Below are 19,919 nucleotides of genomic sequence, written 5' to 3'. Positions count from 1 at the left end.
CCGCCGCCCGCCCGGTCGTTAGAGTGGGCGCCATGACGACCTTGACCAAGTGGGAATACGCCACCGCGCCGTTGCTGGTGCACGCGACCAAGCAGATCCTCGACACCTGGGGCGAGGACGGCTGGGAGCTGGTGCAGGTGCTCCAGAACCCCGCCAACCCCGAGCAGCTGGTGGCGTACTTCAAGCGCGAGAAGACCCAGTGAGCGCCGGGCGCGTGGCGGACCGGCTCGCCGAGCTGGGGATCACCCTGCCGCCGGTGCCCGCCCCGGCCGGGGTGTACGTACCGGCACTGCGCTCGGGCCGCTACATCCACACCTCCGGCCAGGTGCCCCTGGTCGACGGCGCGCTGCCGCGCACCGGCAAGGTGGGCGCCGAGGTCAGCCCGGAGGACGCCAAGGAGCTGGCCCGGATCTGCGCGCTCAACGCGCTCGCCGCCGTCGCCTCCGTGGCGGGCAGCCTCGATCGCGTCGTGCGCGTGGTGAAGGTCGTGGGGTTCGTCGCCTCCGACCCCTCCTTCACCGGACAGCCGGGCGTCATCAACGGCGCCAGCGAGCTGCTCGGCGAGGTGCTGGGCGAGGCCGGCCGGCATGCCCGCAGCGCGGTCGGCGTCGCCGTCCTGCCGCTGGACGCCCCCGTGGAGGTCGAGATCCAGGTCGAGATCGAGGGTGACGATGACTGACCACGACCCGGAGCACGGCGACGACATCACCGTGCCGGACTGGGAGCGGCGGTTCCGCGCCCCGCGCGTCAGCCTGCCCCAGTGGGCGCTGGACGCCCCGCACCGCTCGCTGTTCGTCTCCAACGCCACCGGCACGTACGAGCTGTACGCCTGGGACCGCGTCACCGGCACCCAGCGGCAGGCCACCGACCGCCCCAACGGCACCGTGCACGGCACGCTCAGCCCCGACGGCGAGTCGATCTGGTGGTACGCCGACACCGACGGCGACGAGCACGGCGTATGGCGCCGGCAGCCGTTCGAGGGCGGCCCGGACGAGGAGGCGGTGCCGGGCCTGGCGCCCGCGTACTCCGCCGGTCTCGCGCTCGGCCGCGACGGCACCGTCGTGGTCGGCCGGATGACCGAGGAGGACGGCAGCACCATCCACGTGGCGCGCCCCGGCGACGGCGGCGCCCCCGTCGAGATCTACCGGCACCGCGAGTCGGCCGGCGTCGGCGATCTGTCGCACGACAGCACGCTGCTGGCCATCGAGCACACCGAGCACGGCGACTCCATGCACTCGTCGGTCCGGGTCGTACGCCTGGACGGCACCCTCGTCGCCGAGCTGGACGACACCGAGGCCGGTACGAAGGAGCTGGGCCTGTCCGTGCTCGGCTTCGCCCCGGTGGACGGCGACAGCCGGCTGCTGATCGGGCACCAGCGGCACGGCCGCTGGGAGCTGCTGATCTGGGACCCACTGACCGGCGAGCAGCGGGAACTGGCCTGCGAGCTGCCGGGCGAGGTGGGCGCCGAGTGGTACGCCGACGGCTCGGGCCTGCTCATCGAGCACGACTACCGGGCGCGCAGCGAGCTGTGGCGCGCCGATGTCGATGTGCACCGGATGGGCGAGCTGTCCCGGCTGCACACCCCGGCCGGCTCCGTCGCGGGGGCCACCGCGCGCCCGGACGGCTCGGTGGAGTTCCTGTGGTCCTCGGCCGCCGAGCCGCCGCGCGTGCAGTCCAGCACCGGCGACACCGTCCTCGACCCGCCCGGGCCGGCCGCGCCACCGTCCTCGCCGGTGCAGGACCTGTGGGTGGACGGGCCCGGCGGCTCGGTGCACGCGCTGGTGCAGCGGCCGGAGGGCGAGGGCCCGTTCCCCACGGTCTTCGACATCCACGGCGGCCCCACCCACCACGACAGCGACTCGTTCGCCGCCGGGCCCGCCGCCTGGCTGGACCACGGCTTCGCGGTGGTCCGCGTCAACTACCGGGGCTCGACGGGGTACGGCCGGGAGTGGACCGACGCGCTGCGGCACCGGATCGGGCTGATCGAGCTGGAGGACATCGCCGCCGTCCGCGAGTGGTGCGTCCAGTCCGGGCTCGCCGACCCGGAGCGGATCGTGCTCACCGGCGGCTCGTGGGGCGGCTATCTGACGCTGCTGGGCCTGGGTGTGCAGCCCGCGCTGTGGGCGGTCGGGGTCGCGGCGGTGCCGGTGGCCGACTATGTCACCGCCTACCACGACGAGATGGAGGCGCTCAAGGCGATGGACCGTACGCTGCTGGGCGGCACCCCCGAGGAGCAGCCGGAGCGCTGGCGGGCCTCGTCCCCGATCACCTACGTGGATCAGGTGACGGCGCCGGTCTTCATCTCGGCGGGCGTGAACGACCCGCGCTGCCCGATCCGGCAGATCGAGAACTACGTCGACCGGCTGGCGGAGCGCGGCGCCCCCCACGAGGTGTACCGGTACGACGCCGGGCACGGCTCTCTGGTGGTGGAGGAGCGGATCAAGCAGGTGCGGATGGAGATCGAGTTCGCGCTGAAGCATCTGCCGGGCTGAGCGGTTCCGGTACGGATGCGGTGAGGCCCAGCGCGGCATCGTGCTGGGCCTCCAGCTCGCGGCGGAAGAACCGGTACCACATGAACAGCGCGAAGGCGATGAAGGCGAACCACTCGGCCGTGTAGCCCAGGTTCTGGAACGCCTTGATGTCGAGACCGGTGTTGGTGGCGGAGGCCGGCGGCACCGGCAGCAGCGGCGCGGCGGCCTCCCGTACCGTCACCCACGCGTCCTCGACGGGGTAGGGCAGCACATTGATCAGCGAGGCGGCGCCGATCACGCCGAGCTGGCCGGGCGGCAGCCCGGTCGGCGGGCCGACATCGCGCGGCGACTCGGCGCCCTGGAGCGCGCCGGTGACCGTCACCTCGCCGGCCGGGGCGGCGGGCACGGCGGCCGGGTCGGGGTCGCCGGGCAGCCAGCCGCGGACGACGGGCAGCGCGTCGCCGCCGTCGGCGGGCAGCAGCGGGGTGAGCACGTAGTAGCCGCGCGCGCCGTCCAGCGCGCGCTCGGGGACCAGCAGCTCCTGCTCCGGGTCGTACGTGCCGGTGACGGTGGCCTGCTCCCCCACGGTCTCGGTGGTGACGGGCAGCAGCTCGCGCAGCGGCCGGGGTTCGGTGGTCTCCGCCTGCTGGGCCTGCTTCTCGCGCTCGCGGTGGGTGTCGACCCGGTCCTCGAAGCGGCCCAGCTGCCAGAAGCCCATCACCAGACAGAACGGGATGGACAGCGCGACGAAGACGTTGATCCCCCACCAGCGGGGAGTCAGCAGAAACCGGTACACGTCCCCACGGTACGGGGTGGGGCGGGTCGGTCAGCCGGCCGGGGTGCTCGGGGACTCCAGGACGCCGGTGCGGTAGACGGTGCCGGTGCAGGTGCCTTCGAGGAGGATGTCGACGGGCGCGTTGCCGGCCGGTGGCGTGTAGCGCAGGACGACGGTGCCGTCGGACGGGTCGGTGCCGCCGCCCGGGTCGGGGTCGGGGTCGGACGTGCCGCCGCCGCTGGGGCTGTCGGAGCCGCCCGAGTTGCCGCTGCCGTTGCCGTTTCCGTTTCCGTTGCCGTTGCCCGGAGTGCCGCTGTCGCCGTGGCCGCCGTTGCCGTTGCCGGCGCTGGGCTGCTCGCCACCGCCGCCCTGATCGTCGTCGCCACCGCCCCCGCCGGCGCCGTCCGAGCCACCGGCGCCGGCCGCGCCGCCCTCCAGCTCGGACACCGGATCCGGGTCGGCCCCCGCGTTCGTACTGAGCCCCACCGGGTCGGCCTGCACGGCGCACACGGAGCGCGAACCGCCGCGGCCGGCGCTGGGCACCCACGCGAACTGCACCTCGTACGCCTGGCCCGGCGGCAGCAGCAGTTCGCTGGGGGTCTGCTCAGGGGTGGGCAGCCCGGTGGCGCGATCGCCCTCCGTGCGGTGCACGATCTGCACGTCACCCGCCGCGCCGCCGGCCGACAGCACGGTCAGGTCATCCGCGCCGGCCGTGACCCGGCAGGGCTCGGCGGAGACATTGGCGACCCGGATGGTGCCGTACACCTTGCCCTGGGAGTCGGGCTGTTCGGTGACGGCGCTGGCGGCGCCGAGCTGGCCGGCCGCGCAGCGCGGGGAGCCGGCGCCGGTGATCTCCCCGTCGTGCGGGGAGCCGGTCTCGGCGGCGGCACCGCCCGTGCCGTCCGGCTGCTGGGTGCGGCCGTCGTCGGGGCCGTACACCTCGCCGCTCAGCGGGGGTTCGCCGACACCGTCGTACGCCTCCCGGCCGCCGTCCACGCCGCCGGAGGCGAGCGGGCCGCCCTCGGCGCTGGTCTCGCCGGCCAGCCCGGTGGCCTGGTCCTGGCCGCGCCGGGCGCCGCTGCCGGCCGCCTCCAGCACGGCGGGGGTGCCGATCGCCAGGACGCCGACGGCGGCCACGGTGCTCAGCAGCAGCTGGCGCCGGCGGCGGCGCCGGGCGGCGATGCCGTGCCGCAGCGCCTCCAGGGACACCTCGGGCAGCGGAATGGCGCCGACCGCGTCGTGCAGCAGACGGCGCAGGGTCTCCTCGTCGGAGAGCGGGCCCGGGCTGTCGGGGATGTCGATGCCCTCGGGGAGGGCGGGGAGATCGGCGTCGGGATCGGCCTCGGGATCAGGGCGGGGATCGGGCGGGAGGCGGTCCGCACGGTCCTCCGCCGCCCGGCCGTCCTCCGGTTGCCGATCCTCCCGCGCGTGTGGTTCGCGGTCGGTCATCGGGCCGCCTCCATGGCGACCCGCAGGGCGGCGATGCCCCGCGAGCCGTACGCCTTGACCGACCCGGCCGAGATGCCCAGCGTGCTGGCGACCTCGGCCTCCGTCATGTCGGCGAAATAGCGCAGCACCAGCACCTCGCGCTGGCGGCGCTGGAGCCCGCGCATCGCCTGGATCAGCTCGGCGCGCTCCAGTTGCTCGTACGCGCCCTCCTCGGCGCTCGCCATGTTCGGCATCGGCTTGGAGAGCAGCTTCATGCCCAGGATGCGGCGGCGCAGCGTGGAGCGGGAGAGGTTGACGACGGTCTGCCGCAGGTACGCGAGGGTCTTCTCCGGGTCGCGCACCCGGCTGCGCGCCGAGTGGACGCGGATGAACGCCTCCTGGACGACGTCCTCGCAGGAGGCGATGTCGTCGAGCAGCAGGGCGGCGAGACCGAGCAGGGAGCGGTAGTGCTCGCGGTAGGTCTCGGTCAGCTGGTCGGTGGTGGTGCCCTCAGCCATGACGGCGTCCGCGTCCGCGTCCGCGCCCTGGGCCGGGGGTGGGGCCACCTGCGACAGGGGCTGCGAGGCGGGCAGCGGAGCGATCACGGGCATCCCCCCAGCACCGCCCGATGCCCTCGGGCGCGGGAGACGTGGAGGTGCCGTTGCGGTGAATTCCAGGACCTCTGCCACGCCAGTTGGACACTCTCTCCCCCGCGAAGGTTGTACGGCGCGGGTGGGTTTCTGAATGAGTCACACCGGCTCACACCTACCGCCTACCCCTGAAATGTCCGATTGGTGCAGCGCCCTGTGGCCCTCGCGGAGGGTACGAAAGACGCTCCCCGCACCGCGCATGGTTCCATCGGCGGGTGCGGGGAGTTGAAATCGTCCCCCGGGGGATTGGTCCGGATCAAGCGATCCGGACCTACGAATTGGTCACGGGAGCTTCACATCCCGCCAATCTCGTTCAAAAGGTAGTTCTTTGGCCGGGCCTGCCGCCGAGGGGGCGGCCGGCCGGCGCCCCCCTCGGCGACCGGTCAGCGGCCGGTGCCGCCGTACACCACGGCCTCGTCCGACTCGCTGTCGAGCCCGAACGCGGTGTGCACCGCCCGGACCGCCGCGTTCACATCGTCCTCACGGGTGACCACCGAGATGCGGATCTCGGAGGTCGAGATCAGCTCGATGTTCACCCCCGCGTTGGACAGCGCCTCGAAGAAGTGCGCGGTGACCCCCGGGTTGGTCTTCATGCCGGCCCCGACGAGCGAGATCTTCGCGATCTGGTCGTCGTAGCGCAGCGCGTCGAAGCCGATGTCCGGGCGGCGCTTCTCCAGCGCCGTGATCGCCGACCGCCCCTCGTCCTTGGGGAGGGTGAAGGAGATGTCGGTGAGCCCGGTGGCGGCGGCCGAGACGTTCTGCACCACCATGTCGAGGTTCAGCTCCGCATCGGCCAGCGCGCGGAAGATCTTCGCCGCCTCGCCCGGCTTGTCGGGCACCCCGACGACCGTGACCTTGGCCTCGGACGTGTCGTGCGCGACCCCCGAGATGATCGCCTGTTCCATCGACTTCTCCCCTTGTCCTTCCGGCTCGCGCGACGCGTCCTGCGGCGGCTGACTGCTGACCCAGGTGCCCTTGAGCCCCGAGAAGGACGACCGTACGTGAATCGGGATGTTGTAGCGGCGCGCGTACTCCACACAGCGGTGCAGCAGCACCTTCGAGCCGGAGCTGGCCAGCTCCAGCATGTCCTCGAAGGAGATCCAGTCGATCTTGCGGGCCCTGGACACCACGCGCGGGTCGGCGGTGAACACCCCGTCGACGTCCGTGTAGATCTCGCACACCTCGGCGTCCAGCGCGGCGGCCAGCGCGACCGCCGTGGTGTCGGAGCCGCCGCGGCCGAGGGTGGTGATGTCCTTCTTGTCCTGGGAGACACCCTGGAAACCGGCGACGATGGCGATGTTGCCGTCGTCGACGGAGGAGCGGATGCGGCCCGGGGTCACATCGATGATGCGGGCCTTGTTGTGTACGGAGTCGGTGATGACACCGGCCTGGCTGCCGGTGAAGGACTGCGCCTCGTGCCCGAGCGCTTTGATCGCCATGGCCAGCAGCGCCATGGAGATGCGCTCGCCGGCGGTCAGCAGCATGTCCATCTCACGTCCGGAGGGGACGGGGGACACCTCACCCGCGAGATCGATCAGCTCATCCGTCGTGTCACCCATCGCCGAGACCACGACGACCACCTGGTGGCCGTTCTTCTTGGCTTCGACGACTCGCTTGGCGACGCGCTTGATGCCCTGGGCATCGGCAACGGAGGAGCCGCCGTACTTCTGCACGACAAGGCCCACGTGTGCTCGCTCCTCGTATCTCTCACGCCGTGCTCCGAGCGGGGACCACGGTCTGCTGAAGTCTACCGAGCAGGCGTTTTCCGCCTATCCGGTGCCACATCCTGAGACACCGGGCTCATCCAGCGGAAAGCCCTGCCCGCCAGGGGAAACCGCACACGAAACCGGGCCGAAACGTAACGCAGCTCACACGGACGGTCGCCGTCCGATGGGGCGGGACGGGAGCCGCGCGCGCCGTACTTGCGCTCCCGCACGACGGGACCCATCCGGGTGAGTGCCCGCGTCCCGCCGGGCGGTGCGGGCATGCCCGGTACGGGGGGCCGCGGGCGCCTCCTCCGCTTCACCCCTCCTGGAGGTTGTGACATGCGCATGAGAAGGCGTATCGCGAACGGTGCCGGCGCGCTGGCCGCGGCGGGAGCGATGCTGATCGCCCTGCCGGGCTCGGCGCTGGCCGCGCAGGGTGTCCTGACGATCAGCGGAAGCACGTACCAGAACCCAGCCAAGGGGTGTTACACCGGCGAATTCCTGCCCTTGACGGTCAACAACCGGACCAATGTGACGGTCATGGTGTACAGCAGCAAAGACTGCAAGGGCACAGCCATCGGCTGGGTCAGCCCGGGCGAGGACCGGCTCTTCGAGTTCGGCTCCGGCGTGCTGGTGCCGCGCTGACCCCGGGCAGCCGGCCGGGTGGCCGCGCTCCCGGGCCGGGGGGCACGGGCACCCGGCCCCCTCGCCTCACTTGAGCAGCAGGGAGCCGAGGTAGGCCGCCACATCGGCCAGCGAGCCGCCCGCAGAAACGATTCCGCGCTGCCGGGCGGCCCACGAGCCGTGCTCACGCAGCTCCGCCAGCAGGCCGGTGACCAGGGCGAGATCCCCGGCGTCGGAGAGCGCGGGCGCCACATGCTTCAGGAGTTTCTCCGCCCACGCCCAGGCCGGCACCGGATGCCCGGTGAACACATCCACGGCGTCGGCCTCCATCCCGTACCGCGCGGCCTGCCAGTGCGCGGCGGCCAGCAGCTGGCCGGAGACGGCGGGGGGCGGTCCGTCCGCCGCCGCCTCCTCCAGGCAGGTGGCCACCAGGGCGCGGGTCAGACCGGCCAGCAGTACGGCGGTGTCGGTGGTGGGGCACACGTCCGTGACCCGCACCTCGATGGTGGGCACGAACTCGGAGGGACGGGCGAACCAGTACGCCATCTTGCGGTCGAGAATCACCCCCGAGGCGACCAGTTGGTCCAAGAGCGCGTTGTACTCGGCGGCATCCGCGAACACCGGGGCCGGGCCGGCCACCGGCATGTACCCCCACCACATGGAACGGAAGCTCGCGTAGCCGGTGTCCTGCCCCAGGGAGAAGGGGGAGTTGGCGGCCAGCGCTTGCAGCGCCGGTAACCAGGGCCGCAGATGATTGCTCACCCGCACCGCGTGCTCCCGGTCCGGGACACCGACGTGGATGTGCATGCCGCACGTCATGTGGCCGAAGAGCCGCGCGCCGTACCGCTCGTAGATCCGCCGGTACCGCTCCCCCGTGGTCGGCGGCGCGGGCGGGGCCGGGAGCAGTTCGGTGGGACAGGGCAGTACGGCACAGCCGGCGCCCTCGGCGGCCGTCGCGGCGGCGGAGCGCAGCGCCCGCAGATCGTCGGCGAGAAGTGTCAGATCGCTGTGCGGTTCGGACGCGGTCTCGATGACGGCCGCCGACGTCTCCGGCTTCAATCGCCGGTCGGTCGCGATCACTTCCTCGGACACCGGCACCGCCGCCCCACTCGTGGGGTCGGCCAGTAAGAACTCTTCCTCAACGCCAACGGTGAGCAGTTGTCCCATTACTGAAGGCTCCCCAACGGGCAGCCGCCCGAATCCCGTTTCCCGCCCTTCTTCAACCTGCAAACAACTCCTTCTTTAGTGAAAGGAGATGGGTCCCATGCCAGACAAGTAGGGTTGATTTAACCAGTATTGTCATGACATTCCATGGCGGAGTATCGGCCACGGCAGCGGCTTCTTCACAGATGGAACTTCAGTAAAGAGTCAACAAAGCCCTGTTGATCCGCACAATGCCCTGTTAGCGTTCCGAGCGCTTCACCACTGAGCAAGTCGAGGAAGGAGTGAAGGAAGATGACAGTCACAACCCGTATGCGGCGCGCCGTCGTCGCGCCGGCGCTCGGGCTGGCCATGGCCGGGATGTTCACGCTCGCCGCGGGGGCGAGCGCGAACGCCGCCGAGGTCGGCACCATGGCCCGACCCACCAACTGCCACGCCGAGAAGCAGGACTGGGGCTCCGTGGCCACCTGCAAGAACGCCAACGGCGGCCACTACCGCGCCCTCATCCTCTGCAAGGACCCGTCCGACGGGGACATCCGGGAGTTCGTGGGTCCGTGGCGCAACACCGGCTGGTCCATGGCCTACTGCGAGGGCTCGTACAAGACGCCCCTGGGCGCGGGCTTCGAAACCAAGGTCACCTGAGCGACGACCGGACCCACCACCAGTAAAGGAGCAGGGAAATGAAGAAGCTGAGCGCGGCGCTGCTCGCCGCCGCGGCCGTCGCCACCCTCGGACTCCAGGGCACGGCCACCGCGGCCGAGTCCGGGGACGTTTCGACCATGGCGTGGCCGACCGGATGCAGCAACAAGGCGTACAACGGCAAGTACGAGTCGCAGAAGGGCTGGCAGGCCACCTGTACCAACGCCAACGGCGGCCACTACATGGCGAGCGTGATCTGCGCCCGTCATGACGGCAGCGGCAACGTCTTCATCGACGCGCCGACGTGGAAGTCGAGCGGTACGTCCATCGTCTTCTGTCCGCCCTACACCACCCGCGTCTCGGGCGGCATCGTCACCAAGGCCTCCTGAACGGGCGAGCCCCCTCCGGCTCGGACGGCGCCCCGCCGGATCTCTCCGGCGGGGCGCCGTTGTGCTGTCCCCAGGGCGGCCCGCCGGGCGAACAACTCACTCTTTAGTGAACGGAAATGAAGCCAACGGCGAGCAAGTGGTCTTGATACAGCCCATATTGTTCCGATATTCCACGACAGAGGCGCCATGTGGCGCCAGGGATTACAGGGATGGAGTTTCAATAAAGAGCCACAGAAAGCCTGTTGATCCTCGCCTCGCCCTGTTAGCGTTCCGATCGCTTCACCACTGAACACATCGGGGAAGGTGTGAAGGAAGATGAGTATCAGTACCCGTGTGCGGCGCTCCGTCGTCGTACCGGCGCTCGGGCTCGCGCTGACCGCCGGGTTCACGCTCGCCGCGGGGGCGAGCGCGAACGCCGCCGAGATCGGCACCATGGCGCACCCGTCCGGCTGCAAGGCCGAGAAGACGGACTTCGGTGCCGTCGCCTCCTGTTCGAGCCACAACGGCGGCAAGTACCGCGCCCTGGTGGTGTGCAAGGACCCGTCCACCGGTGCCACCAAGGACTTCGCCGGTGGATGGCGGCAGTCCGGCTACTCGATGGCCTACTGCCAGGGCTCCTACCGGACGCCCCTGTGGGAAGGCTACGAGAGCAGCCCCAACAACAACTGAGCGTCCAGCCGTATCGATCAGAGAGGATCACAGACAATGAAGAAGAAGCTGAGCTCAGTGCTGCTGGCGGGGGCTGCGATCGCCACCCTCGGCCTCCAGGGCACCGCCACGGCGGCCAACTCCGGTGAGGTCTCCACCATGGGCTGGCCGACCGGTTGCACCAACGGCCCCTACAAGGGCCAGTACGCCTCGCAGATCGGCTGGCAGGTCAGCTGCACCAGCCACAACGGCGGCCACTACAAGGCGAGCGTCATCTGCCGTCCCTTCGACGGCGGCCTGGACGTCCACATCAACGCGCCCGAGTGGCGGCAGACCGGGAAGTCCATCGTGTTCTGCCCCGCCTACACCACGCGGATCACCGGCGGTTACGTCGAGCGCTCCTACTGAGCGAGGCCGCACCGCTCCTCCCGGCCCGGACGGCGCCCCGTCGGATCTCTCCGGCGGGGCGCCGCGGCGTTACTGCGCAGCTTCCCTGCGCAACTGATGGCAAAGGACGCTCGCCACATCGGCAGGAAGCTGTCGGTCGGGCCGGCATGATCGCGGGGCGATCGAGGCGTGCGCCACGAGCGGATCCTCGTATGAAAAGCTTTTCCGCATGCATCACTCGCTGCGGAAGATGATCGGTGTAGCCGGGGTACTGCTCGGGGTCGGGCTGGCGTTCTGGCTCTTCTTCGGGTCGCCGACCGACTGGTCGGGCAGCATGCGGTACCTGAGATTCGCGATCGGGATCGGGGCGTACGGCCTGATCCACGGCGGGGTCGAGTTCTGCTTTCCGGACACGGCGGAGCCGGCCCCGGAGGCAGCGGCCGAGGAAACCAGAACCGGCACCGCCTGACCGGACGACTACTGCGGCCGGAGCCCCAGCGGCGCGGCGATCTCGGCGGCCATGACACGGCCCGCCTGCCGTTCCAGATCGCCTTCCGCCGTCTCCGCCGCCTCACTGTCGGTGTCGAGGCCGTTCAGCTCGGCGAGCGGCGTGTCCAGCCGTACGTGCGCCACCAGCGACTGGAGCGCGCGCAGTGCGGCGCTCGCGGTCGGGCCCCAGTTGGAGAGGTAGGAGAACTGCCACCACCACAGCGCCTCGCTGACCCGCCCGGCGCGGTAGTGGGCCATGCCGTGCCGCAGGTCCGTCAGGATGTCGGCCAGATCGTCGGAGATCCGGCTCGGCACCGGCGTGCTGCGCGGCACGTACGGGTCGAAGACCTCCGAGTAGACATCGACGGGCTCCAGCAGCCGGGCAAGGCGCTCGCGCAACTCGTCCATGTCGGGCTCGGGACCGGTGTCCGGCTCGTACCGCTCCTCGGGCACGATGTCCTCGTGCGCGCCCAGCCGGCCGCCGGCCAGCAGCAGCTGGGAGATCTGGAGCAGCAGATGCGGTACGGCGGCGTCCGGGTCGTCCCCCTTGGCGACCTCCGCCACCGCGACCGTGAAGCTCTCGATCTGGTCGGCGATCTGCACGGCGAAGGCGTCGGGGCCGCCGCCGCTACTGAGGGTGTTGGCCTGCGTACGGGACAGGGCTCGGGCGTGGACGGTGGACGTCATGCGATCGCCTCCCCAGCGATTCCCCTGGCGTTACACATCGAGCAACCGCCTTCCCTCGAAGGCCCGCCCCAAAGTGACCTCATCGGCGTACTCCAAGTCTCCCCCCACCGGCAGCCCGCTGGCCAGCCGGGTGACTCTGAGACCCAGCGTGCTGACCATCCGGGCCAGGTAGGTGGCGGTCGCCTCGCCCTCCAGATTGGGGTCGGTGGCCAGGATCAGCTCCGTGACCGTACCGTCGGCGAGGCGGGCCAGCAGTTCCCTGATCCGCAGGTCATCGGGGCCGACGCCCTCGATGGGGCTGATGGCGCCGCCCAGGACGTGATAGCGGCCCCGGAACTCGCGGGTGCGCTCAATGGCCACCACATCCTTGGCCTCCTCCACCACACAGATGACGGCGAGATCGCGGCGCGGGTCCTGGCAGACCCGGCAGTGCTCCTGCTGCGCGACATTGCCGCACACCGCGCAGAAGCGGACCTTCTCCTTCACCTCGGTGAGCGCGTGCGCGAGCCGGCGTACGTCGGTGGGCTCGGCCTGGAGGATGTGGAAGGCGATCCGCTGGGCGCTCTTGGGACCGACGCCGGGCAGCCTGCCCAGCTCGTCGATCAGGTCCTGGACCACGCCTTCGTACACGAGATGCCTTATGCCTTCCGCTGGTTCCTGCGGATGAGGCTAGTTGCCGGGCCGCCGCAGGGCTAGAGAAACCGGAGTTCTGGGGTGCTAGAACGGCAGTCCGGGGATACCGCCGCCACCGCCGAGGCTCTGGGCGAGCGGGCCGAGCTTGGCCTGGGCCAGCGCCTGCGCGGAGTTATTGGCGTCGCGGATGGCGGCGACCACGAGATCGGCGAGGGTCTCGGTGTCCTCCGGGTCGACCGCCTTCGGGTCGATCTCCAGGCTCTTCAGCTCGCCGGCGCCGGTGACGGTGGCCTTGACCAGTCCGCCGCCCGCGCTGCCCTCCACCGGAGTGCCGGCCAACTCCTCCTGGGCCGCCGCGAGATCCTGCTGCATCTTCTGGGCCTGCTGCAGCAGCTGCTGCATGTCGGCTCCGCCACCACCGGGAAACACGGGCGATCACTCCTGGCTCGTCGGCAACAATTCTTTCTTCGCTGTCTCCTCCGAGCCTACGGGCTTACGCCGCCGGGGTCTCATTCGTGGTGGAACTCCTCGATGACCGTCGCGCCCAGCTCGCGCATGATCAGCTCGTGGCCGGAGAGGGCGGAGCTGCCCAGATCGCGGTCCTCGGGGGAGGGCAGGTCCTCCTCGGGCGGGGGCGGCGGGGGCGTCGGCTCGGGCGTGGGGGGTACGGGGCCGGGCCGGGGCTGCGGAGCGGGCTCGGGTGTGTGGGGCGCGGGCGCGGGGCGGGGCGGGGCCGTCGGCGCGGGCGCCGGGGGCGCCTGCGGCACCGGGGTCGGCGGCAGCGGGCGGGTCACGGCGGGGGCCGGCGTACCGCCGATGCCGCCGTCGATGACGGTGTCCACCTTCCACTGCATGTGGAAGACCTCGCTGAGGGTCTCCCGCAGCACGGCTTCGCTGCCGCTGCCCAGGAAGCTGTCCCGGGCGCCGACGGTGGCGAACCCGAGCTGAAGGGTGGTGCCGTCGAACCCGGCGACGTGGGCGTTCTGGCTGAGCAGGATCCAGCTGAACCGCCGCTTGCCCTTCACGGCGTCGAGGATGTCGCCCCACATGCTCTGGACCCGGCCGAGGTCCACCCCACCGCCGGCGGGGGCGTGGGCTGCGGCCGGGGCGGGGGCGGGCGCCTGGGCGGGCGCCGGAGCAGCGGCGGGGGCGGCAGCCGGAGCGGCGGTGGGAGCGGCGGTGGGCCAGGCCCCGGGCCGAGGCCCGGAGGCCGCCGGAGGAGCGGCCTGGGGCGCCTGAGCCACCGGCGGCGGCGGAGGCGGCGTCCGGGCCGCCTGATGGTGGACGGGAGGCGCCTGGGCGGGGGGCGCGGCCTGGGGGGCCGCGGCCGGACGAGCCGCCGCCTCCGGCGGAACGGCCGCCGAAGCCGGTCCGGCCGGCGGCCCGAGCCGCTCCAGCCGCTCCACCCGGGACTGCAACGCCCGCTCATCGTGCGCATAGGCGGCCGGCAGCAGCACCCGGGCGCAGATCAGCTCCAGCTGCAACCGGGGCGAGGTGGCCCCCCGCATCTCCGTCAACCCGGTATTGACAAGATCGGCGGCCCGGCTCAGCTCGGCGGCACCCAGGGAGGTGGCCTGCGCCAGCAGCCGCTCCAGCACATCGGCGGGCGCGTCGATGAGCCCCTTGTCGGCGGCGTCCGGCACCGCCGCCAGAATCAGCAGGTCCCGCAGCCGCTCCAGCAGATCGGCGACGAACCGCCGCGGATCGTGCCCGCCCTCGATGACCCGGTCGACCACATCGAAGGCGGCGGCCCCGTCCCCCCGCGAGAACGCCTCGACCACGGAGTCCAGCAGTGCCCCGTCCGTGTAGCCGAGCAGAGCGGTGGCCATGTCGTACGTCACACCGCCCTCCCCCGCCCCGGCGAGCAGCTGGTCCATCACGGACATGGAGTCGCGTACCGACCCGGCCCCGGCCCGGACCACCAGCGGCAGCACCGTGCCCTCGACGGGGATGGCCTCCTGCTCGCAGACCTGCGCCAGATACTCCCGCAGGGTGCCGGGCGGCACGAGCCGGAACGGATAGTGGTGGGTGCGCGACCGGATGGTGCCGATGACCTTCTCGGGCTCGGTGGTCGCGAAGATGAACTTCAGATGCTCGGGCGGCTCTTCGACCACCTTCAGCAGGGCGTTGAACCCGGCCGGGGTGACCATGTGCGCCTCGTCGACGATGTAGATCTTGTACCGGCTGGACGCGGGCCCGAAGAACGCCTTCTCCCGCAGCTCCCGCGCGTCGTCGACGCCACCGTGCGAGGCGGCGTCGATCTCGATCACATCGATGGACCCGGGGCCGTTGCGGGCGAGATCGCGGCAGGACTGGCACTCCCCGCACGGGGTGGGCGTGGGGCCCTGCTCACAGTTGAGACAGCGGGCGAGGATCCGCGCACTGGTCGTCTTGCCGCAGCCGCGCGGGCCGCTGAAGAGGTACGCGTGATTGACCCGGTTGTTGCGCAGCGCCTGCTGCAACGGGTCGGTGACATGCTCCTGCCCGATGACCTCGGCGAAGGTCTCGGGACGATAGCGGCGGTACAGCGCGAGAGACGACACAACCCCGACGATATCGGCCACCACTGACAAGGGCCCCCCACGCACCCACCAGAGCCCGCCTACCCTTGCTGCCTTCCGGCCCTGGGGGAGTTCAGCGAGATAGCGCCACGTGAGGGGCTACCGCCACCCTACCCGATCCGAACCCCCGCCCCGGCCCCCCTCGGCCCCCCTCCGACGAGTTCGCAACCACCCCCCAACGTCTTGTATCGTGTCCGGCGGAGGATTCGCCTAGTGGCCTAGGGCGCACGCTTGGAAAGCGTGTTGGGTTCACCCCCTCACGAGTTCGAATCTCGTATCCTCCGCCCAGCCTTCACCGGGCTGTACACGAAGGCCCCGACCGGGAAACCGGCCGGGGCCTTCGTCGTTCCGTGGTCGCGGTTCTGGTTTCATGTGCTCCGGTCCCGCTCGTCCGGTGTCACTGAGCCGAGGCGGGTTCCATGGATGCCCTTCGGCCTCCGCTCCACAGGCCGAGCCGCCACCGGCGTGCATACTTGCCGGACGGTCATCAGGACGCGGAGGTGATGACGCGGTGAAACTGGCTGAAGCGCTCGCGCAGCGGGCGGCTGCGGTGCGCCGGGTGGAGCAGTTGCGGGCGCGCGTCGTCGGCAGCGCCCGCTACCAGGAGGGTGAGGAACCGGCCGAGAACGCGGCCGAGGTACTGGCCCAGGCCGGGGAGGAGCTGGACGAGTTGGAGCGGCTGATCCGCCGGATCAACCGGACCAACTCCAGCGCGGTCCTCGAAGGTGGCGGCACCCTCACCGATGCCCTCGCCCACCGGGACGTCCTGCGGCTGCGCCACTCGCTGATCACCGCAGCCGCCGACGCCGCCTCCGGACGCGACCAGCGCGGTGCCGTCCGGCAACTGCGCTCCGAACTGAAGATCCTCTCGGCCCTGCCGGTCTCCGAGCTCCACGCCCGGGCCGACGGCCTGGCCAAGGAGATCCGCGAGGTGGACACCCTGATCCAGCGCACCAACTGGGAGATCGACCTGATCGAGGACTGACCCGACGAGCCAGGTGTGGGAGCAGGTAGTCGCCACGGAGGCGTGCACACACCGCGGGTCGGCGGTTTATCCGGCCCATGGCGCGTGAAGAGCAACGCGGGGGTTCGATTCCCCACCAACAGTGCAGCTCAGCACCGCGCACAAGTGACAGTGCACACCGCACGGTTCACCACCATGTGCAGATCCGGGACGACGAGGGCGGGAACGGGGCACCCCACACCCCGGGGCGAGGGCCGTGCCGATGGGCACGGCCCTCGCACTGTTCCGGTCGCTCGCGCCCAGCGGGTCGGGCAGCCCGGCGAACCCATCCGGCGCCCTCACGAGTTCGCGTCTCGTGTCCTCCGCACCGCCTTCACCGGGCCTTCGTCGTGGCCCGGCGGGGCTACGCCTCGGCGAGCAGCGGGTCGTAGGGGGTGGAGCGGTGGTGGGTGGACATGAAGGCCAGGAAGTCTCTGACGAAGGCGGGGCGGGAGTAGCCGGCCTTGTCGGGGGTGTCGGGGGTGCGGTGGAAGGCGGTGCGGAACAGGGTGCGGTACTCGTGCTCGTCGATGAAGCCGTTGCCGTCGGCGTCGGTGACCTCGAAGAGGACTTCGGCGACCCTGATCAGTGCCGGGCCGGCGAGGGAGGGGGTGCCGGCGGTGTACTCGTCCTTGCTGATGCGGCCGTCGCCGTTTGCGTCGAGGGCTGTCTGGAGTTCGCGCCACCAGTCGGCGAACGCGTTGTAGAGCTTGGTCTCGGCGGGCTCCTCCAGGTCCAGGCGGGTGGCCAGCTCCCGTGCCATGGCGGCGAGGTCGGGCCAGTCCAGGAAGCCGTCGCCGGTCTGGTCGAGGACGTCGGTGAAGAACTCGGCGGCGCTGCGCCGCGGGCCGGGTTCTCCGGTGGGGGTGTCCCGCGCGGCGAACGGTGTCATCAGGCGGAGCAGCGCGCCGGCCTGTTTGATCCGGTCGTCCCGCAGATACAGCAGGTTGGTGAGCTGCTCGGTGCGGATCCAGTCCTCGGGCAGGAAGCGGGCGAGTCCGGCGGTCAGATAGGCGCTCTGCATGAGGGTCTGGGCGCCCGGGATCTCGGGCAGCCCGGCCCGGCGGCGGAAGGGCTCGGGGAGGGAGGCCACCGTGATCGCGCCGAGGGCGGGGCCGGCCAGCGCGCGGCCGGCCGCCCAGACGGTGGGCAGGCCGGCCAGCAGGGGCGGCGCGGGGAGATGGTCGAAGAGCCGGTAGAGGATGATGCGCAGCGCTTCGGTGTTCTCCAGCTCCGCCTCGACGACGCGGTCGTAGTACGGCCAGAACTCCCGTACGGTGGGCGGGAGATGGCCGTCCCCGTCGCCCAGGGCGGTGAGGAACGACCGGTATTCGTCGTAGAGCTCTTCGGTGGTGGCCGGGTCGAGCGGCTGGCCGCTCAGCCGGCACATGGTGACGGAGCTCTCGAAGAGGGTGGCGACCACCCAGGCGCGCACCTGGGGGTCCATCGCGTCGTACGACTGGTCGTGGCCGTCGGTGCCGGTGCCGGTGCCGCGCAGCCGGGCGTGCATGCGGTTCAGTCGGGCCGCTTCTCTGGCGCGCTGCTGCTCGTCGGCGCCGAACATCCGTTGCAGGCTCACCAGGGTGTTGCGCAGCCGGCGCCAGGGGTGGGCCACGAAGGTGGAGTTGTCCAGGAGCGCCGCGCCGATCTGCGGGTGCGCGGCCTCCAGCACGGTGGCCCGGACGACGGCCAGGCCCCAGCGCGGATCGTTGAAGAACCGGTTGAAGTGCGTCATGGCTGGGGTTCTCCGTTCGGATGCGGGCTGCTGCTGCCGCCGAAGCGGCGGTCGCGTTGCCGGTAGGTGTGCAGGCACTCCAGGAAGTGCGGGGCGCGGAAGTCGGGCCACAGCACGGGCGGGAACGCCAGTTCGGCGTAGGCCACCTGCCAGAGCATGAAGTTGGACAGCCGCTGTTCACCTGAGGTCCGGATGACAAGATCGACGTCGGGGGTGTCGGGGAAGGGCAGGTGGGCGGCGAAGCTCCGCTCGTCGACGGCGTCGGCCGGCACCCCGCCACGGATGAGGGACCGCGCCGCCTCGACGATGTCCCCGCGCCCGCCGTGGTCGAACGCCACGGTCAGGGTCATGCCCCGGTTGGTGCGGGTGAGGGTCATCAGATCGGCGAAGTCCCGGGTCAGCGGGGCGGGGATGCGTGGATCGTTCACCCCGAGGAACCGGCAGCGGATGCCGCGCACATGCAGCAGCGGCGCGTGTTTGCGGACCACCCGGCGCACCAGCCGCATGAGGAAGTCGACCTCGCCGCCCGGGCGGCGCCAGTTCTCGGTGGAGAACGCGTAGAGGCTCAGCCACTCCACCCCGGCCTGCCGGGCGGCCTCGATGACGTCGATCACCGTGGTCTCGGCGGCCTGGTGGCCGGACGTGCGCGGCAGCGCCCGCTGCCGGGCCCACCGGCCGTTGCCGTCCATGACACACGCGACGTGCCGCGGCACCGGCGACGTGGCGGTCGGCGCCGTGCCGTCGGCTCGTTCAGTCGTCACAGCCGCAGTGTGGCCGTTCCCCGGCGTGTGGAGGCGGGAGTTGGCCCGCGTTCACCTCCAGCATTTCTGTGCGATTTAACGATCGTGTCATCAGCTGTCGCGGGTGGGGATCAGCTCGGTGAGCGCGTGGAGCGCCCGTCGGGCCGGGCAGGCGGGGAGGTGGGTCAATGCCTCCCGGGCATGGCCGAGATGCCCGCGCATGACCGAACGGGCCTCGGCCGTCGCGGCGGAGCCCGGGATCAGGCCCAGGATCCGATCGCGGGCGGCGGGTTCCTCGTGCAACAGCCGGCGCAGAGTACGGTCCGCCGGGTACTCGCGGGTGCGAGCGAGCAGCAGGGGCAGCCCGGCCGGGCCGGCGCCGGGGTCGTGACCGAGATCCTGGCCGTGGTCCTTGCCGGTGCGGCCCCGGTCGGCCCCGATGTCCAGCAGGTCGTCGGATATCTGGAAGGCGATCCCGGCATGGTGGCCGTACGAGATGAGCCGGTCGGTGATCCGCCGCCCGGCGCCCGCCCGGGTCGCCCCGGCCGCCAGAGACAGGGACAGCAGCGACGCGGTCTTGCCGGCGGCGACCGCCTCGTAGTGGGCCAGCGGGTCACCGCCGGGCGGCAGGCCGCCGAGTTCCCTGGCCTGGCCGTCGATCAGCCGGTCCATCGCGGTGGTACTGAGCCGGATCATCTCCGGGCCGAGGGCGGCGGCGAGTTGGGCGGCCCGGGAGAGCAGCCAGTTGCCGCCGAGCACCGCGAACCGGTTGCCCCAGCGGGAGTTGGCGCTCGGCGCCCCGCGCCGGTGCAGCGCTCCGTCCACCACGTCGTCGTGGTAGAGGGAGGCCGCATGGGTCAGTTCGGCCAGCACGGCGGCGTCCACCACCCCCGGCCGGGTCGGCTCACCGAACTCCGCGCCCAGCAGGCCGAGCAGGGGCCGCAGCCGCTTGCCGCCCGCCGCTACCACATGGCCGGTCAGCTCGGCGAACGGACCGGCCCGGTCCGTGGTGAGCCGGATGAGCCGGTCCTCAACCTGCGACAGCCGGGCGGTGAGCCGCTCCCGGGCCGCGTCGCCCGCCGGGTCCGCCGGGTCCCCGGCCGGGGACCCACCGGCGGACCCGGCGCGGAACAGGGAGTCCAGGAGGGCCCTGGCCTCAGCGGGTGCCGTGAGCGAGATCACGCCCATCTCCT

General features: G+C 71.6%; 22 protein-coding genes, 1 tRNA gene and 1 other RNA gene. 11 read left to right on the top strand and 13 right to left on the bottom strand.

Annotation, left to right across the window (positions count from 1 at the left end; translation table 11 throughout):
* Window positions 1–41: 41 nt before the first annotated feature.
* The 3 genes from sp36 to AC5WRL_RS16210 are packed head-to-tail and all read left to right on the top strand — an operon-like array spanning window position 42 to window position 2,492.
* Entirely contained in the window at window positions 42–203 is a 162-nt protein-coding gene (sp36, locus tag AC5WRL_RS16220) for a Sp36 family protein (RefSeq protein ID WP_106438433.1), read from the top strand.
* Complete coding sequence (locus tag AC5WRL_RS16215) at window positions 200–679, top strand: RidA family protein (RefSeq protein ID WP_496089239.1); 480 nt, start codon at window positions 200–202, stop codon at window positions 677–679. Before sp36 ends, AC5WRL_RS16215 begins: the two co-directional genes overlap by 4 nt.
* Window positions 672–2,492, top strand: a complete 1,821-nt coding sequence (locus tag AC5WRL_RS16210; protein ID WP_496089238.1) for a S9 family peptidase — start codon at window positions 672–674, stop codon at window positions 2,490–2,492. Before AC5WRL_RS16215 ends, AC5WRL_RS16210 begins: the two co-directional genes overlap by 8 nt.
* Here the strand turns inward: AC5WRL_RS16210 and AC5WRL_RS16205 are convergent.
* The 4 genes from AC5WRL_RS16205 to AC5WRL_RS16190 all read right to left on the bottom strand — a co-directional run bounded on the left by AC5WRL_RS16205 (window position 2,440) and on the right by AC5WRL_RS16190 (window position 7,009).
* Window positions 2,440–3,267 carry an SURF1 family protein gene (locus tag AC5WRL_RS16205; protein WP_496089237.1) on the bottom strand — a complete coding sequence of 276 codons (828 nt, stop codon included), beginning with the start codon at window positions 3,265–3,267 and terminating at the stop codon, window positions 2,440–2,442. The two genes, AC5WRL_RS16210 and AC5WRL_RS16205, sit on opposite strands and share 53 nt — an antisense overlap.
* Window positions 3,268–3,297: 30 nt before the next feature.
* Window positions 3,298–4,695 (bottom strand): hypothetical protein, encoded by a 1,398-nt coding sequence (locus AC5WRL_RS16200; RefSeq protein ID WP_496089236.1) that lies wholly within the window; start codon window positions 4,693–4,695, stop codon window positions 3,298–3,300.
* Entirely contained in the window at window positions 4,692–5,285 is a 594-nt protein-coding gene (locus tag AC5WRL_RS16195; RefSeq protein ID WP_496089235.1) for a SigE family RNA polymerase sigma factor, read from the bottom strand. The genes AC5WRL_RS16200 and AC5WRL_RS16195 overlap by 4 nt, the downstream gene beginning before the upstream one ends.
* A 422-nt stretch (window positions 5,286–5,707) precedes the next feature.
* A complete protein-coding gene (locus tag AC5WRL_RS16190; RefSeq protein WP_496089234.1) occupies window positions 5,708–7,009 on the bottom strand; it encodes an aspartate kinase in 1,302 nt (433 codons plus the stop codon).
* A gap of 366 nt (window positions 7,010–7,375) precedes the next feature.
* Here AC5WRL_RS16190 and AC5WRL_RS16185 point away from each other — a divergent pair, with 366 nt between their 5' ends.
* Complete coding sequence (locus tag AC5WRL_RS16185) at window positions 7,376–7,675, top strand: hypothetical protein (RefSeq protein ID WP_496089233.1); 300 nt, start codon at window positions 7,376–7,378, stop codon at window positions 7,673–7,675.
* A gap of 66 nt (window positions 7,676–7,741) precedes the next feature.
* Here the strand turns inward: AC5WRL_RS16185 and AC5WRL_RS16180 are convergent, their stop codons facing one another.
* The gene (locus tag AC5WRL_RS16180; RefSeq protein WP_496089232.1) at window positions 7,742–8,821 is read right to left on the bottom strand and encodes a carboxylate-amine ligase; all 1,080 of its coding nucleotides are present in this window, start codon (window positions 8,819–8,821) and stop codon (window positions 7,742–7,744) included.
* A 288-nt stretch (window positions 8,822–9,109) separates the two neighbouring features.
* Between AC5WRL_RS16180 and AC5WRL_RS16175 the strand changes: the two genes are divergently transcribed.
* From AC5WRL_RS16175 to AC5WRL_RS16155, 5 genes are all read left to right on the top strand, one after another.
* Window positions 9,110–9,457: a hypothetical protein gene (locus AC5WRL_RS16175; protein ID WP_496089231.1), complete on the top strand. Its 348-nt coding sequence runs from the start codon at window positions 9,110–9,112 to the stop codon at window positions 9,455–9,457.
* 38 nt (window positions 9,458–9,495) lie between these two features.
* A complete protein-coding gene (locus AC5WRL_RS16170) occupies window positions 9,496–9,843 on the top strand; it encodes a hypothetical protein (RefSeq protein ID WP_496089230.1) in 348 nt (115 codons plus the stop codon).
* Window positions 9,844–10,158: 315 nt separating this feature from the next.
* Window positions 10,159–10,512, top strand: a complete 354-nt coding sequence (locus AC5WRL_RS16165) for a hypothetical protein (protein WP_496089229.1) — start codon at window positions 10,159–10,161, stop codon at window positions 10,510–10,512.
* A gap of 36 nt (window positions 10,513–10,548) precedes the next feature.
* Complete coding sequence (locus AC5WRL_RS16160) at window positions 10,549–10,899, top strand: hypothetical protein (RefSeq protein ID WP_496089228.1); 351 nt, start codon at window positions 10,549–10,551, stop codon at window positions 10,897–10,899.
* 208 nt (window positions 10,900–11,107) lie between these two features.
* Complete coding sequence (locus AC5WRL_RS16155; protein WP_496089227.1) at window positions 11,108–11,347, top strand: hypothetical protein; 240 nt, start codon at window positions 11,108–11,110, stop codon at window positions 11,345–11,347.
* Window positions 11,348–11,355: 8 nt separating this feature from the next.
* On the opposite strand, the gene AC5WRL_RS16150 is transcribed toward AC5WRL_RS16155, so the two are convergent.
* The 5 genes from AC5WRL_RS16150 to ffs form a co-directional block, all read right to left on the bottom strand.
* Window positions 11,356–12,054, bottom strand: coding sequence for a DUF5063 domain-containing protein (locus AC5WRL_RS16150; RefSeq protein WP_496089226.1), 699 nt, complete (start codon window positions 12,052–12,054; stop codon window positions 11,356–11,358).
* 30 nt (window positions 12,055–12,084) lie between these two features.
* The gene (recR, locus tag AC5WRL_RS16145) at window positions 12,085–12,684 is read right to left on the bottom strand and encodes a recombination mediator RecR (RefSeq protein WP_496089225.1); all 600 of its coding nucleotides are present in this window, start codon (window positions 12,682–12,684) and stop codon (window positions 12,085–12,087) included.
* Window positions 12,685–12,771: 87 nt separating this feature from the next.
* Entirely contained in the window at window positions 12,772–13,116 is a 345-nt protein-coding gene (locus AC5WRL_RS16140; protein WP_496089224.1) for a YbaB/EbfC family nucleoid-associated protein, read from the bottom strand.
* Window positions 13,117–13,196: 80 nt separating this feature from the next.
* On the bottom strand, window positions 13,197–15,230 hold the full coding sequence (locus tag AC5WRL_RS16135; RefSeq protein ID WP_496089223.1) for a DNA polymerase III subunit gamma and tau: 2,034 nt from the start codon (window positions 15,228–15,230) through the stop codon (window positions 13,197–13,199).
* Between the two features lie 25 nt (window positions 15,231–15,255).
* Window positions 15,256–15,352, bottom strand: an RNA gene (gene ffs, locus AC5WRL_RS16130) — signal recognition particle sRNA small type.
* A gap of 95 nt (window positions 15,353–15,447) precedes the next feature.
* Between ffs and AC5WRL_RS16125 the strand changes: the two genes are divergently transcribed.
* Window positions 15,448–15,532: transfer RNA gene (locus AC5WRL_RS16125), tRNA-Ser, on the top strand.
* Between the two features lie 227 nt (window positions 15,533–15,759).
* Window positions 15,760–16,233, top strand: a complete 474-nt coding sequence (locus AC5WRL_RS16120; protein ID WP_496089222.1) for a DIP1984 family protein — start codon at window positions 15,760–15,762, stop codon at window positions 16,231–16,233.
* Between the two features lie 382 nt (window positions 16,234–16,615).
* On the opposite strand, the gene AC5WRL_RS16115 is transcribed toward AC5WRL_RS16120, so the two are convergent.
* The 3 genes from AC5WRL_RS16115 to AC5WRL_RS16105 all read right to left on the bottom strand — a co-directional run bounded on the left by AC5WRL_RS16115 (window position 16,616) and on the right by AC5WRL_RS16105 (window position 19,908).
* The gene (locus tag AC5WRL_RS16115; RefSeq protein WP_496089221.1) at window positions 16,616–17,986 is read right to left on the bottom strand and encodes an oxygenase MpaB family protein; all 1,371 of its coding nucleotides are present in this window, start codon (window positions 17,984–17,986) and stop codon (window positions 16,616–16,618) included.
* Window positions 17,983–18,675, bottom strand: coding sequence for a polyprenyl diphosphate synthase (uppS, locus tag AC5WRL_RS16110; protein WP_496089492.1), 693 nt, complete (start codon window positions 18,673–18,675; stop codon window positions 17,983–17,985). The genes AC5WRL_RS16115 and uppS overlap by 4 nt, the downstream gene beginning before the upstream one ends.
* 162 nt (window positions 18,676–18,837) lie before the next feature.
* Window positions 18,838–19,908, bottom strand: a complete 1,071-nt coding sequence (locus tag AC5WRL_RS16105) for a polyprenyl synthetase family protein (RefSeq protein WP_496089220.1) — start codon at window positions 19,906–19,908, stop codon at window positions 18,838–18,840.
* Window positions 19,909–19,919: the final 11 nt, after the last annotated feature.

The organism is Streptomyces sp. NTD107, from assembly GCF_059510435.1.
Note: the sequence above shows the minus strand (reverse complement) of the source record. Positions and strands in the feature narration are given on the sequence as shown.

Coding starts and splice junctions, on each gene's coding strand:
- AC5WRL_RS16185 (WP_496089233.1), top strand. CDS start 7,376: ATGAGAAGGCGTATCGCGAACGGTGCCGGCGCGCTGGCCGCGGCGGGA.
- AC5WRL_RS16210 (WP_496089238.1), top strand. CDS start 672: ATGACTGACCACGACCCGGAGCACGGCGACGACATCACCGTGCCGGAC.
- AC5WRL_RS16195 (WP_496089235.1), bottom strand. CDS start 5,285: ATGCCCGTGATCGCTCCGCTGCCCGCCTCGCAGCCCCTGTCGCAGGTG.
- AC5WRL_RS16115 (WP_496089221.1), bottom strand. CDS start 17,986: ATGACGCACTTCAACCGGTTCTTCAACGATCCGCGCTGGGGCCTGGCC.
- AC5WRL_RS16200 (WP_496089236.1), bottom strand. CDS start 4,695: ATGACCGACCGCGAACCACACGCGCGGGAGGATCGGCAACCGGAGGAC.
- AC5WRL_RS16165 (WP_496089229.1), top strand. CDS start 10,159: ATGAGTATCAGTACCCGTGTGCGGCGCTCCGTCGTCGTACCGGCGCTC.
- AC5WRL_RS16155 (WP_496089227.1), top strand. CDS start 11,108: ATGCATCACTCGCTGCGGAAGATGATCGGTGTAGCCGGGGTACTGCTC.
- AC5WRL_RS16180 (WP_496089232.1), bottom strand. CDS start 8,821: ATGGGACAACTGCTCACCGTTGGCGTTGAGGAAGAGTTCTTACTGGCC.
- AC5WRL_RS16175 (WP_496089231.1), top strand. CDS start 9,110: ATGACAGTCACAACCCGTATGCGGCGCGCCGTCGTCGCGCCGGCGCTC.
- AC5WRL_RS16170 (WP_496089230.1), top strand. CDS start 9,496: ATGAAGAAGCTGAGCGCGGCGCTGCTCGCCGCCGCGGCCGTCGCCACC.
- AC5WRL_RS16150 (WP_496089226.1), bottom strand. CDS start 12,054: ATGACGTCCACCGTCCACGCCCGAGCCCTGTCCCGTACGCAGGCCAAC.
- uppS (WP_496089492.1), bottom strand. CDS start 18,675: ATGGACGGCAACGGCCGGTGGGCCCGGCAGCGGGCGCTGCCGCGCACG.
- AC5WRL_RS16160 (WP_496089228.1), top strand. CDS start 10,549: ATGAAGAAGAAGCTGAGCTCAGTGCTGCTGGCGGGGGCTGCGATCGCC.